General features: G+C 74.0%; 13 protein-coding genes and 1 pseudogene. 3 read left to right on the top strand and 11 right to left on the bottom strand.

Going from position 1 to position 13217, the window contains the following annotated elements:
* Positions 1–10 precede the first annotated feature (10 nt).
* Positions 11–778, bottom strand: a complete 768-nt coding sequence (locus GD970_RS09390; RefSeq protein WP_152202628.1) for a GntR family transcriptional regulator — start codon at positions 776–778, stop codon at positions 11–13.
* Between the two features lie 334 nt (positions 779–1112).
* Positions 1113–1283, bottom strand: coding sequence for a CsbD family protein (locus GD970_RS09385; protein ID WP_152202627.1), 171 nt, complete (start codon positions 1281–1283; stop codon positions 1113–1115).
* Between the two features lie 204 nt (positions 1284–1487).
* On the opposite strand from GD970_RS09385, the gene GD970_RS09380 reads away from it, so the two are divergent.
* On the top strand, positions 1488–2225 hold the full coding sequence (locus GD970_RS09380) for a glutamine amidotransferase (RefSeq protein WP_226925249.1): 738 nt from the start codon (positions 1488–1490) through the stop codon (positions 2223–2225).
* 245 nt (positions 2226–2470) lie between these two features.
* Here the strand turns inward: GD970_RS09380 and GD970_RS09375 are convergent, their stop codons facing one another.
* From GD970_RS09375 to GD970_RS09335, 9 genes and pseudogenes are all read right to left on the bottom strand, one after another.
* Positions 2471–5047, bottom strand: a complete 2577-nt coding sequence (locus GD970_RS09375; RefSeq protein WP_152202626.1) for an ATP-dependent Clp protease ATP-binding subunit — start codon at positions 5045–5047, stop codon at positions 2471–2473.
* Positions 5048–5226: 179 nt separating this feature from the next.
* Entirely contained in the window at positions 5227–5796 is a 570-nt protein-coding gene (locus tag GD970_RS09370) for an O-acetyl-ADP-ribose deacetylase (protein ID WP_152202625.1), read from the bottom strand.
* Between the two features lie 2 nt (positions 5797–5798).
* On the bottom strand, positions 5799–6224 hold the full coding sequence (dtd, locus tag GD970_RS09365; RefSeq protein WP_152202624.1) for a D-aminoacyl-tRNA deacylase: 426 nt from the start codon (positions 6222–6224) through the stop codon (positions 5799–5801).
* Positions 6225–6234: 10 nt separating this feature from the next.
* Complete coding sequence (locus GD970_RS09360) at positions 6235–6564, bottom strand: DUF2516 family protein (protein WP_152202623.1); 330 nt, start codon at positions 6562–6564, stop codon at positions 6235–6237.
* A 221-nt stretch (positions 6565–6785) separates the two neighbouring features.
* Positions 6786–7226, bottom strand: coding sequence for a QcrA and Rieske domain-containing protein (locus GD970_RS09355; RefSeq protein WP_152202622.1), 441 nt, complete (start codon positions 7224–7226; stop codon positions 6786–6788).
* A 787-nt stretch (positions 7227–8013) separates the two neighbouring features.
* Positions 8014–8523, bottom strand: a pseudogene (locus GD970_RS22660) (FUSC family protein); the annotation flags it as partial.
* Positions 8520–9716, bottom strand: coding sequence for a CAF17-like 4Fe-4S cluster assembly/insertion protein YgfZ (gene ygfZ, locus GD970_RS09345; RefSeq protein WP_152202620.1), 1197 nt, complete (start codon positions 9714–9716; stop codon positions 8520–8522). The gene ygfZ and the pseudogene GD970_RS22660, both read right to left, overlap by 4 nt.
* Before the next feature lies 1 nt (position 9717).
* On the bottom strand, positions 9718–10332 hold the full coding sequence (locus tag GD970_RS09340; RefSeq protein ID WP_152202619.1) for an FABP family protein: 615 nt from the start codon (positions 10330–10332) through the stop codon (positions 9718–9720).
* Positions 10333–10377: 45 nt separating this feature from the next.
* Positions 10378–11103 (bottom strand): hypothetical protein, encoded by a 726-nt coding sequence (locus GD970_RS09335; protein WP_152202618.1) that lies wholly within the window; start codon positions 11101–11103, stop codon positions 10378–10380.
* A gap of 325 nt (positions 11104–11428) precedes the next feature.
* Between GD970_RS09335 and GD970_RS09330 the strand changes: the two genes are divergently transcribed.
* Positions 11429–12157: a winged helix-turn-helix transcriptional regulator gene (locus tag GD970_RS09330; RefSeq protein ID WP_152202617.1), complete on the top strand. Its 729-nt coding sequence runs from the start codon at positions 11429–11431 to the stop codon at positions 12155–12157.
* A 436-nt stretch (positions 12158–12593) separates the two neighbouring features.
* The gene (locus tag GD970_RS09325; protein WP_152202616.1) at positions 12594–13214 is read left to right on the top strand and encodes a DUF47 domain-containing protein; all 621 of its coding nucleotides are present in this window, start codon (positions 12594–12596) and stop codon (positions 13212–13214) included.
* The last annotated feature ends 3 nt before the right edge of the window (positions 13215–13217 follow it).

Genomic DNA, 13217 nt, shown 5'->3' with positions numbered 1-13217 from the left:
CGATCGGTGATCATGCGGCTGCTCCTGGGTGGGGGTGGCCGACCTCGTCGGCGGGGTCGTGGGGGCCGGCCGGCTCGCCGTCGTCGGCGGGCTCATGAGGGTCGGCGGGGTCGTGGGGGCCGGCGGGGTCACCGGGGCCGGCCGCGGCGAGGCTGGCGAGGATATTCGCCAGGCTCGCGCGCAGGTGGACGGCGGTGGCCTGGGCGGCCAGCGTGGCGTCGCCCTCGGCGATGGCCTCGGCGATGAGGCGGTGCTCGTGCGCCGCCTGGGCCAGTCGCTCGGGGTTGTCGTGGGCGAGCCGGCGGGCGCGGGCGACGTGGGTGCGCAGCGTGGCGAGCGAGCGCAGCAGGTAGGGACTGGCCATGGCCTCGTCCAGCGCCGCGTCGAGCTCGGCGACGAGCCCGTAGTAGGCCACCTGGTCGGGATCGGTGGCGCTGACCAGCGCCGCGGCACCGGCGAAGCGCTCGGCGAGCCGGGCGAACACGGTGCGGTCGCCACGCTGGGCGGCCAGGCGGGCGGCCTGGCACTCCAGGGCCTCGCGCAGCTCGAACAGGTGCCGCACGTCCTCGGCGGAGAGGTTCGACACGACCAGCGTGCGCCCCTTGCCGGCGACGGCGAGCCCCTCCGCGGCCAGCCGCGCCAGGGCCTCGCGCAGCGGCGTCCGGGAGACGCCCAGGCGTGCCGCCTGCTCGACCTCACCGAGCACCGTGCCGGGGCCCAGGCGCCCGGAGACGATGTCCTCCCGCAGGGAGGCGTAGGCGGCGTCGCTGGCGAGCATGGCGTCACGCTAACCCACCAGCCCTCGTTTGTATACAAGTAGCCGAGACCTCGGTCGCGTCTGCTACGCCTTTTCTGGACCGCGTTGAGGGCGACCACCCCTACTGGACGTTCTTGCATACATTCAGCGCCCTGACGTCGAGCGCGTACACGAGGTGGAAACACTGGATGTTCCGTCTCGGGTGCGACCGTCTGGCGATTCACGTTCCGACGCGCCGGCGGGCTTCCCATCAGACGCGGGTGGGCGTCCTGTCACGGCGGGCGAGCCCGCCCCGCACACGCCGACGGGCCCCGCGGAAGGCGTTGCTCCCGCGGGGCCCGTCACATGCGTGCGACTACTTGGTGGCGTCCTTGATGTCCTCGCCGGCCTGCTTGAGGTTGGCCTTGGTCTTCTCGGCCTGCCCCTTGGCCTCGAGGCTCTCGTTGTCGGTGGCCTTGCCGGTGGCCTCCTTGGCCTTGCCCTTGGCTTCCTCGGCGGCGTTGCCAATCTTGTCGTCGAGACCCATGGCGGACTCCTTTCGTCGTCGACAGCTGAACCATTTTCACGGTACGACCGCTCGCGACCGACCGCATCCGGAAGGCCCGGGAGGGCGCACGCGGCCGACGCAACGGTCCCGCGCCGTCGTCCCATCCTTTGAGAACGGGGACCTCGAACGGTTCGCGGTGCGACAGCGCCTCCGCCGCGCGGCCCCGCGGTGTTCACTGGTCCCGTGCCCACCAAGCCCTTCGCGCTGCTGGCCTCGCGCAGCGAGGACGTCGCCGCCGACGAGGAGTACGCCAGCTTCCTGGCGCACTCCGGCCTGCGCCCGGACGAGCTGGTGCGCATCCGCATGGAGTCGGGCACCTTCACGCCGCTGAGCCTCGACCGTTACGCGGGGGTCTTCCTCGGGGGCAGCCCGTTCACCGCGTCGGTGCCGGACGAGCACAAGACGGACGAGCAGCTGCGGGTGGAGACCGAGCTGGGCGCCGTGCTCGCCGAGGTCGTCGAGCGCGACTTCCCCTTCCTCGGGCTGTGCTACGGGGTGGGTGCGCTCGGCCGCCTCACGGGCGCCGTCATCGATGGCACCTACGCGGAGCAGACCGGGGCGGTGGAAATCGCGCTGACCGAGGACGGCGCCGCGGACCCGCTCCTCGCCGGGGTCCCGGGGACCTTCCACGCCTACGTCGGGCACAAGGAGTCCTGCCGGGTGCTGCCGCCGGGCGCGACGCTGCTCGCCACCTCGGCCGCCTGCCCGGTGCAGATGTTCCGGGTGGGTCGCCACCAGTACGTCACCCAGTTCCATCCCGAGCTCGACCGGGCCGCGATGGTCACCCGCATCGACGTGTACCGGCACTCGGGCTACTTTCCGGCGGCGGAGGCCGACGAGGTGATCGTGCGGATCTCGCGCGCGGACGTCAGCCGCTCGCACCGGATCCTGCGCAACTTCGTGGAGCGGTACGCCGCCTGAGCTCGCCCGGCGGCGCGGGCCTGCGGGCGAGAGCCTGACGGCGGGCGCCTCGTCATCGAGGTCGAGGTTCTGGTCGTCACGACAACGAGAACCGCGACCTCGTTCCCCGTCGCGGCGCTCCTCGCGCTCGAGCGGTGGTCGCGGAGCTCGCCCGGACCAGCCCCCCGGCGTGCGGAAGGGCCCGGCGACCGCGTGGTCGCCGGGCCCTTCACCCGTAGGAGTGCGCTACGTGCTGCTCGGGAGCCTCAGCTCTCGGGCTGGAGCTGGCCGCCCCCGCCCGCGCCGCCGCCCTCGGGCGCCGTCGGCATGTCGCGCTGCTCCACGGTGGCGCCGTGGCCCACCTTGACCGGTTCGGGCTTCTCGATCTCCCCGGCGGGCACGCCGGTGAAGATGAACTCGCCGAGCAGGCCCTCGCCCTGCGCGTCGACCACGATCTTCTGGCCGTGCTTGACCTCGCCGAAGAGGATCTTCTCGGACAGGACGTCCTCGATCTCCCGCTGGATCGCGCGGCGCAGCGGCCGGGCCCCGAGGACGGGGTCGTACCCGCGCTCGGCCAGCAGCTCCTTGGCGGCCGGGGTGAGCTCGATCGTCATGTCCTGGTCCCGCAGGCGGGTGTCCAGGCGCGCGATCATCAGGTCGACGATCTGGACGATCTCGTCCTCGGACAGCTGCGGGAAGACGATGACGTCGTCCACGCGGTTGAGGAACTCGGGCCGGAAGTGCTGCTTGAGCTCCTCGTTGACCTTCGTCTTCATCCGCTCGTAGCTGTTGGACAGCTCGCCCTGCGCCTGGAAGCCGGTGAGCAGGCCCTTGGCGATGTCCCGCGTCCCCAGGTTCGTCGTCATGATGATGACGGTGTTCTTGAAGTCGACCACCCGGCCCTGGGAGTCGGTGAGGCGGCCGTCCTCGAGGATCTGCAGCAGCGAGTTGAAGATGTCCGCGTGGGCCTTCTCCACCTCGTCGAACAGGACCACGGAGAACGGGCGACGGCGCACCTTCTCGGTGAGCTGGCCACCCTCCTCGTAGCCGACGTACCCGGGCGGGGAGCCGAAGAGCCGGGAGACGGTGTGCTTCTCCGAGAACTCCGACATGTCGAGCTGGATGAGCGCGTCCTCGTCCCCGAAGAGGAACTCGGCCAGCGCCTTGGCCAGCTCGGTCTTCCCGACGCCGGTCGGGCCGGCGAAGATGAACGAGCCGCCGGGCCGCTTGGGGTCCTTCAGGCCCGCGCGGGTGCGCCGGATCGACTGGGACAGCGCCTTGATGGCGGCGTCCTGGCCGATGATGCGCTTGTGCAGCTCGTCCTCCATGTGCAGGAGCTTGGAGGACTCCTCCTCGGTGAGCTTGAACACCGGGATGCCGGTGCTCATGGCCAGCACCTCGGCGATGAGCTCCTCGTCCACCTCGGCGACGGCGTCCAGGTCGCCGTTCTTCCAGGACTGCTCCCGCTTGGCGCGGCGCTCGCCCAAGGTCTTCTCGTCGTCGCGCAGGCGCGCGGCCTTCTCGAAGTCCTGGTCGTCGATCGCCGACTCCTTCTCGCGGCGGACCTCGGCGATGCGCTCGTCGAGCTCGCGCAGCTCCGGCGGGGCGGTCATGCGGCGGATGCGCAGCCGCGCGCCGGCCTCGTCGATCAGGTCGATCGCCTTGTCCGGCAGGAACCGGTCGGAAATGTAGCGGTCGGCCAGGGTGGCGGCCGCCACCAGCGCCTCGTCCGTGATGGACACGCGGTGGTGCGCCTCGTACCGGTCGCGCAGGCCCTTGAGGATCTCGATGGTGTGCGCGAGCGTGGGCTCGGCCACCTGGATCGGCTGGAACCGGCGCTCCAGGGCGGCGTCCTTCTCGATGTGCTTGCGGTACTCGTCGAGGGTGGTCGCGCCGATGGTCTGGAGCTCGCCGCGGGCCAGCATCGGCTTGAGAATGCTCGCCGCGTCGATGGCGCCCTCGGCGGCCCCGGCCCCGACGAGGGTGTGGATCTCGTCGATGAACAGGATGATGTCGCCGCGGGTGCGGATCTCCTTGAGGACCTTCTTCAGCCGCTCCTCGAAGTCGCCGCGGTAGCGGGAGCCGGCCACCAGGGAGCCGAGGTCGAGGGTGTAGAGCTGCTTGTCCTTGAGGGTCTCGGGCACGTCGCCGCGCACGATGTTCTGGGCCAGCCCCTCGACGACGGCGGTCTTGCCGACGCCGGGCTCGCCGATCAGCACGGGGTTGTTCTTGGTGCGCCGGGACAGCACCTGCATGACCCGCTCGATCTCCTGGGTCCGGCCGATCACCGGGTCCAGCTTGCCCTCGCGGGCGGCCTGGGTGAGGTTGCGGCCGAACTGGTCGAGGACGGCGGAGCCGGAGGGCTGGCCCTCCTGCGGGCCGCCGGCCGCGACGGGCTCCTTGCCCTGGTAGCCCGACAGCAGCTGGATGACCTGCTGGCGCACCCGGTTGAGGTCCGCCCCCAGCTTGGTCAGGACCTGGGCGGCGACGCCCTCGCCCTCGCGGATGAGGCCGAGCAGGATGTGCTCGGTGCCGATGTAGTTGTGGCCGAGCTGCAGCGCCTCGCGCAGGGACAGCTCGAGGACCTTCTTGGCACGCGGGGTGAAGGGGATGTGGCCGGAGGGGGACTGCTGCCCCTCGCCGATGATCTCCGTCACCTGGGCGCGCACGGCCTCGAGCGAGATGTCCAGCGCCTCGAGCGCCTTCGCGGCAACCCCCTCACCCTCGTGGATCAGGCCGAGGAGGATGTGCTCGGTGCCGATGTAGTTGTGGTTGAGCATCCTCGCCTCTTCCTGGGCGAGGACGACCACGCGTCGGGCACGGTCGGTAAATCGTTCAAACATGTGCACTCCTCACGGGCGGCTGCCTCGGCCCGAGCCCGGCGGCGTCCAGGTCTGGGCAGCGTTCACCCAATCTAACGGCGGGGATGGGGCCGAACTGCCCGTGTTCGCCACAGGCGTGATGCCCTCGCGTCGGGGTGCGGGAAGGGCGCGACGGTGCTGCGCCCGCCGGAGGAAGACGCTCAGCCCAGCGCCGCGGCGAAGGCGCGCAGCAGCCGGTCGTTGAACAGGACGAAGCGTACCTCGGCGACGGTGGCGGGCCCGACGTCGGTGACGGTCAGCCCGCACACCTGCTGCCCGTCGCGGACGTCCTGGCGGGCGGCGAAGGCGCGGACCGCCTCGACGCCGGTGCGGGCGACGGCGTCGGCCTCCCAGCCGTAGGCGCCGGCGCTGATCGCGGGGAAGGCCACGGTGCGCGCGCCGATCCGCGCGGCCAGCTCGAGGGAGCTCGTGAAGCAGGCGGCGAGGAGGGCGGGGTCGGTCTCGCCGCGGCGCGCGTCGGGCCCGACGGTGTGGATGACCCAGTCGGCGGGCAGGCGGTGCCCGCCGGTGGCGACGGCGCGCCCGACCGGCAGCCCGTCCGGCAGCGTGGTGCGCCGCAGCCGCTCGCACTCCTCGAGCAGGCCCGGCCCGGCGGCCCGGTGCAGGGCGCCGTCGACCCCGCCGCCGCCGAGCAGGGTGGAGTTCGCGGCGTTGACGACGGCGTCGACCTCCTGGGTGGTGAGGTCGCCGAGCAGGGCCTCGATGCGCACGGCTACACCTCGACGAGCACGGTGACCGGGCCGTCGTTGACGAGCTCGACGGCCATGTCTGCGCCGAAGCGGCCGGTGGCCACCTCCAGGCCGCGCCCGCGCAGCTCGGCGACGACGGCGTCGACCAGCGGCTCGGCGACCGGGCCGGGCGCGGCGCGGTTCCAGGTGGGCCGGCGGCCCTTGCGCACGTCGGCGTAGAGGGTGAACTGGGAGACGACGAGGACGGGCGCGCCGGCGTCGAGTGCCGAGCGCTCCTCGCGGAGGATGCGCAGCTCGGCGATCTTGCGGGCGAGGCGCTCGACCTGCTGCGGGCCGTCGTCGTGGGTCACACCCACCAGGGCCACCAGGCCGGGGCGGGTGAGGGCGCCGACGACCTCGCCGTCGACCCGCACGCAGGCGGAGGTGACGCGCTGGAGAACCGCTCTCACGCCGTCGCCCTCACCAGCCGCCGGAGCGCGGGGGGCGGCGGCCGCCGCCGTAGCTGGAGACGGCGGGGCGCACGTCGGCGAGGTAGACGCCGGCGGGCACGACGGCGACGAACTGGAGGAAGCCGGTGAACAGGCCTAGCCCAAGCGGGGGCGGGATGGCGATGAACCCGACGGCCGCGGCGGCGCCGGTGAGGATCAGCCAGAACCTCTTCGTGCGCTTGCCGGCGGCAAGGAAGGCGTTGGCCGGCCGGCGGGCGCAGTCGATCAGCGCCCAGACCTCCACCCCGAAGAGCACGAGGGCCAGGACGAGGAAGAGGAGCAGCTGGGCGTTGGCGAGCACGGTCTGAGCCTATGACAGACCGGGTGCCCAACGACGCCCCACGCAGCGCGCGAGGCGTCAAGTAGTGCGCGAGGCGTCAAATAGTCGGTGACGCGTCAAGTAGTGCGCGAGGCGTCAAATAGTCGGTGACGCGTCAAGTAGTCGCCCACACGTCACGTGGTGCGGATGCGTCTAGTACGGCACCGGTGGCCGCGTGGGATCGACGCGCCTGCCGGGCCGCGTCAGGCGAGCACCACGTCGGCGCCCTCGACCTTCACCTTCACCTCGGGCAGCGGCCGCTGGGCCGGGCCCTGGAGCACCTCGCCGCTGGCCGTGGCAAAGCGCGAGCCGTGGCAGGGGCAGTCGAGCTCGTCGCCCTTGACGGCGACGGTGCAACCCTGGTGCGTGCACACGGCACTGAACGCCCGGACCGTGCCCTGCTGGGGCTGGGCGACGACCACCGGCTCGCCGGAGGGGCTCTGCACCACCACTCCCGATCCGACGGGGACGTCGCTGACGGCCGTCAGCCGCCCGCCGGCCCCGCCCGAGGCGGACTGGCCCGGCTGCTGGGGCTGCTGCGACGAGCCGGAGCCGCCGCACGCCGCGAGCAGCGGGATCGCGACGGCAGCGCCGCCGGCGGTGAGCACCTGGCGACGCGACGGCTGGGTGTGCTCGGTAGTCACGCGCCCATGCTGCACCAGTCGGCGGTCGACGGCAGCCGCGAGGGGTGCGAAAGATCTTCGCCGTTCCCCACCGGTCTCGCGGGCTGGCGTGCACTCCTTGACCCCTCGCGCACAACTTGACGTCTCGCGCACAACTTGACGTCTCACCGGGGGGGCGGGGGCGGGGGCGGGGTCAGGCCAGCTGGTCGAGGGCCTCGCCGCGGGACATGCCGGAGATCTGCAGGGCGTCGACCGCGAGCGAGCGCAGGAGCGACACCAGGGTCTGCTGGCGCCACCCGTCCTCGGCGTACCGCTCCGGGGCGAGCTCGCTGGCGACAGCCGCCAGGCGCCGGCGCGCGTCCTCGGGCGGGTCGCCGCGCCCCACGGCGGCGGCCAGCGAGCCGATCGCCCCGGCGAGGCTGTCGACGTGGACGGCGATCTCCGGCGCCGGCCCGCTTTCCTGGATCGCCACGACGGAGCGTCGGCTGACGACGCGCGCGTTGCGCATCGCCCGGTCCGCGAGCGTGCACGCCCGGGACAGCTCGGCGACCGTGCCCCGCTCGCTGCGCAGCGAGGGATTGACGCGCACCACCTCCCGCGCGCTGCGCGCCGCGGTGGCCCACGACTCCAGGTCCGACTCGGAGTCGCGCCCCTGGGCCAGGGCGTCGGCGGCGAGCTGGGCGTTGCCGGTGCGCAGGCCCTTGGCCAGGGTGCCGAGCAACGCCGCGATCTCCCCCAGCGCCTCGCGGGCCAGCCGGCGCAGCCGCCGGGTGACGCTGATCGGCAGCGCGGCGGTGACGAGCAGTGCCAGGGCCGCACCGACCAGGGCGTCGGACCAGCGCCCCAGCGCGCCGCCGGACAGCATGCTCGCCGGCATCGCGACGATGACGATGCTCTGCACGCCCGCCTGGGTCGTCAGCAGCACGCCCCGGTCGAGGAACTTCGCCACCGAGGCGGACAGCAGAAGGACCACGCCGATCTGCAGCACGCCGGTGCCGAAGACCCGGACGAACACCTCCCCGAGGAACACCCCGAGAGTCGCGCCGAAGCCGAGCTCGGCGACGCGCCGCAGCTGGCGGTCGGCGGTGTTGCCCAGCGCCACCCACGCGGCGATCGGCGCGAACATCGGCAACGTGTGCCCCAGGAGGAAGCCGGACACCCAGTACGCCAGCGACGCCGTCCCCGCCGCGATGAGGATGGGCACGAAGGAGTCACGCAGGCGCCGCCCGCCGATACGGGCGCGCACCTCGAGCAGCACCTTCCAGCGGCCCAGGACGGCCCCGCGCCGGTCCCCCTGGCGCACCGCCCGGTCGGTCATCTGCGCAGGTCGCGACGGCGCAACCCGGCGCCCGGCCGCTCGGCGGGGCGGGCGTCGGTGACGCCGTCGGGCCGGACGACGACCTCCTGGGCGGCCGCGACCCCGTCGACCTCGAGCGTGGCGTCGGCGGCCACCGACCGCTTGACGACGGCCAGGGCCACCGGTCCGAGCTCCTCGTGCCGCACCGAGGAGGTGAGCCGCCCGACCGCCTTCTCCCCCAGGCGCACCTCGGCGCCGGGATCGGGCAGGCGGTCGGCGGAGCCGTCGAGGTGGAGCATGACGAGCCGGCGCGGCGGGCGGCCGAGGTTGACCACGCGGGCGATGGTCTCCTGGCCGCGGTAGCAGCCCTTGGACAGGTGGACGCCGGTGCGCAGCCAGTCCAGCTCGTGCGGGATGGTGCGCTCGTCGACCTCGCGGGCCAGGCGGGGGCGCCAGGCCTCCACCCGCAGCGCCTCCCAGGCCCAGGTGCCGGCGAGGCGGCCGCGCCGGGCCGGCGCCCCGGCGGCGTCCGGCGTCCCGGCGGGCGTAGCGGCGGGTGCGAGGAAGGCGTCGACGACGTCGGCCAGGGCGTCGCGGCGCACGACGCTCAGCGCCCGGTGGATCTCGATGCCCGGGTGGTCGGCGTCGGCAGGCCCGTAGGCGGTCGAGCCCGGCGCGGTGCGCGGCCAGGGGTCCTGCCAGGTGAGCACGTGCGCGGGGTGGGCGGCCAGCCGGGTCCACCCGCCGGCGGCGGTGCCCAGGACGGCGACGTCGTCGCGGCGGGCGACCTCGACGCGCAGCATGAACCGCATCTTGTCGAGGAACTCGGCCAGGGGCGCGGCGTCGGCGGCCTCGGTGAGCAGCCAGGTGCGCTCGCCGTCGTCCTGCACCGCCGGGGCGTGCTCGACGTGCCCGTTGACGTCGAGGAGCAGCATCTCGGTGCTCGCCCCGGCCTCGAGGCCGAGGAGGAGCTGGGAGCTGAGGGTGTTGAGCCAGCTGATGCGGTCCGGGCCGGTGACGGTGACGACCCCCAGGTGGGAGAGGTCGACCAGGCCCTCCCCGCGCGCCAGGGCGCGCTGCTCGTGCACGGGGTCCCCGTAGTGCAGGGCCACGCCGGCGTCCGGGCCGGAGCCCTCCACCGCGCCGGGCCGGGCCAGCAGCGGGCTGCGGTACGCCGGGGCGTCCGGCGCCCGGGACTCGTCGACGACGCTCATCTCACTCCTCCCGGCTCAGGCGGCCCGAGGCGTAGGACTGCAGCTCGCGCCCGAAGGCCGCCAGGTCCATGGCCCAGAGCAGGTCGTGCTGGACCAGCCCGTACATGCGGGTGGCGCCGGACATCTCCGCGGCGGTGGCGGTGCGCACGACGGCGTCGGTGCTCAGGTCCACCCGCGGCCCGCGCACGTTGCCGACGTAGACGCTCAGGTGCCCGGACGGGTCGGCCACGAGCACCTCGAGGTCGGTGGCGTCGCGCCGCGGGGTGGGCGCCGCGCTGGCGCCCGAGCCGTTGCCGCTGACCCCGGGCACCGGGGCGGCGACCGGGCGCCAGTAGGACGTCTCGGTGGACCACAGCTGGCCGGCGGTCAGCGCCGCAGCGCCCTGGGTGCCGGTCATCTCCTGGGAGATCTGCCCGGACTGGTCCTTCTCGGAGAGCCAGATGGTGGCGATGGAGCGCAGGTAGGGACCGCCGTCGTGGTCGAACACGATCTCCTGGACGAACGGGTGCTCGGGCACGCCCGGGTAGCCCAGCATGCCGAACCCGCGCCACCGGCCGAGCAGCCACGCCAGCGGGTAGCACTCGGGCGCGAGGTCCTCGGGGATGGTGAAGGTCATGGGCCCAGGCTAGCTCTCGGCCCGGGACCGGGCAGCGAGGGCCGGTCAGCCGCCGAGGAGGTGGGCGACGAGGTAGATCGCCATGCCGGGCACGAGCAGCGGCAGGGCCGCGGCGGCCAGCGCCGGGCGCACCCGGCGTGAGGCGGGGAAGCGGCCGAAGAGCACGTGCAGCGCCGCGGTGAGGATGCCGACGGCGAGCCCCACCAGCAGCCCGGACAGGCCGCCGACGGCGGCGAGGGCCCACCCGGTCACCAGGCCGGCGACGCCGGCCACCACGGTGGCCAGGGCCGCGCCGAGCTCGGTGCGCACCGGCAGGGCGGTGCACACCGCCGCGGCCGCGATGCTCGCCGCGCCCGTGACGGTCAGCGACGCCAGCACCAGCCCGCCGGTCGGCGCCGACCACCCGGTCGCGGAGACGACCACCGCGCAGCCGGTGACCACCCCGGACACGGACTCCACCAGCCGGGGGCGGCCGTCGCGGCGGAGCATCTGGTGGACGAACGCCCCGATGACCGCCAGCCCGACGACGACGGCGAGGCCCGCCACGGACCCCAGCCGCACCACCGCGGTGGCCGCGACCGCCACGAGGGCGATCACCACGCCCGCCCCGCGGGTGGTGGGCAGGCCGATCAGCCGCGGCCAGCCCGCGGCGAAGACCAGGCAGAGCGCCAGGATCAGCGCGGTCAGCAGGTCCCGGGAGAGGTAGCCGGCGAGCGCGACGACGGCGGCGCCCAGGGCCGTGACCGCGGCCCGGCTGGCGGCCCCCATCATCGCGCGCTCCCGCGGGTGCGCCCCGCCCCTCGCGGGGTCCGTGCCCGGGGGCCGGGCACGGAGAGTCGTCCCGCCCGACGGCAGGGGGCGATGAAGGCGGGCACGGGCCGATTGTTGCAGATCGGTCGCGGCGAGGCCCCGGACCGCTCCGGGCGCAGGGCGGCGGGGACCGGCCGCGGTGGCCGGCGTCCGAGGCGGCGACGGCCCCGTGGCCCGGTCCCCACCGTGCGGGGTGTGACCCATGCGACTGGTTGCCCGTGGGCGACGCGTCCGGCGCGCACGGCGCGGCCACTAAAGTGAGCGAATCCGAGTGGGAGGAGGGGCGGTGGCCGAACTCCTGCTGCTCACCGCGGACCCGGCGGGCCCCGCGGCCGTGCTGCCCGCGCTGACCCTCCTGGGCCACCGCATCATGGTCGCCCCGATGACGCCGTCGGCGATGATCGACCACCCCGCCGCCGCGGTCCTGCTCGACGCGCGCCGCGACCTCGTCACCGCCCGCACCCTGTGCCGGATGCTCAGCGGGCCGCTGGAGGCGCCGCCGGTGCTGCTCGTGCTCGCCGAGGGCGGGTTCACCGCCGTCTCCACCACCTGGGGCGCCGCCGACGTCGTCGTGGAGTCCGCCGGGCCGGCCGAGGTCGAGGCGCGGCTGCGGATGGTGGCCGAGCGCACCCAGGCCCCGGCGCCCGAGGAACCCGAGCGGGTGGAGGCGGGCGACCTGGTCATCGATGCCTCGGCCTACACCGCCCGGATCCGCGGCCGCGTGCTCGATCTGACCTACAAGGAGTTCGAGCTGCTCAAGCACCTCGCCCAGCACCCCGGCCGCGTCCTCAGCCGCGCCCAGCTGCTGCAGGAGGTCTGGGGCTACGACTACTACGGCGGCACCCGCACGGTCGACGTCCACGTCCGGCGCCTGCGCGCCAAGCTCGGCGCCGAGCACGACCAGATGATCGGCACCGTGCGCAACGTCGGCTACCGCTTCGACCCGCGCGGCCGCGACACCACCATCACCGGGACGGCGGTGCCGGTGGAGGAACCGGCGGCGGTCGCCGAGTAGGCGGGGCCGGGGATCGCCGAGCGGGCCCGTCCGGCGGGGATCGCCGACAGGCGGGCCCGGCGGGGGGGCCGCAGAGTAGGCCCGTGCGGCCGCTCGCGGCGGGTGTTTCCTCAGTGCGCGAACGCCCCCCGCGCCGGCCAGGGCCCTGCCGTACAGTGGAGCGCGACGCCGGGCCGCGAAAGCCCCGGGCTCCAACACAAGCCGCTACGAGCGGCCTTCGCGCCGACAGGCGCTCTCCGGTCCGGCGTCCTTCCTTTCGGCCGGCTCCCCCGCCCGCGACGACGCGGGCATGAGCCACGCCACGGCCCCGGCGGGCGGAGCGGCGGCGTGAGCCGCACCACGACCGCGGCGTGGTCGAACGACGACGCCGGGGGCGGCCTCGGGTTCTGCTCTAACCTGAGGGGCGTTCAGGCCCTTTTCTCTCCTGGAGCAGCTGGTGCGATTCAGCCCGGTCCCCCGTGGCGCTCACTTCTTCGAGCTCTTCACCGAGTCCGCCGCGCACCTGCTCACCGGCGCCGGGCTGCTCGCCCGCATCCTCGGCGCCGACCGGACCGAGCGGGCCGAGCTCGCCAGCCAGCTCGGCGACGCCGAGCACGCCGCCGACGAGGTGGCCCACCAGGTCTTCACCGCCCTGGCGCAGACGTTCGTCACCCCCTTCGACCGCGAGGACATGTACCACCTGACGACCTCGCTCGACGACTGCATGGACGCCATGGACGAGGCGGGCGAGCTCATCGTCCTGTACAAGCTCGGGGGCCTGCCGGCCGGCGTCGGGGACCTGGTGGCCCTGCTCCAGCGGTGCGCCGAGCTGACCCACGAGGCCATGCCCCGCCTGCGCTCCTTCGACGGTCTGCCCGAGTACTGGATCGAGATCAACCGCCTGGAGAACCAGGCGGACCGGGTCTACCGGCGCGTGCTGGCCGGGCTCTTCGAGGACGGCGCCGACCCGCTCACCGTCATCAAGGTCAAGGGCGTCGTCGACGCCCTCGAGGCGGCGGCGGACTCCTTCGAGAAGCTCGCCAACGGGGTCCAGACGATCGTCCTGAAGGAGTCCTGACCC

The sequence above is a fragment of the Georgenia thermotolerans genome, assembly GCF_009193185.1.
Taxonomy (GTDB): Bacteria; Actinomycetota; Actinomycetes; order Actinomycetales; family Actinomycetaceae; genus Georgenia; species Georgenia thermotolerans.
This window is presented reverse-complemented; position numbering and strand designations above follow the sequence as displayed.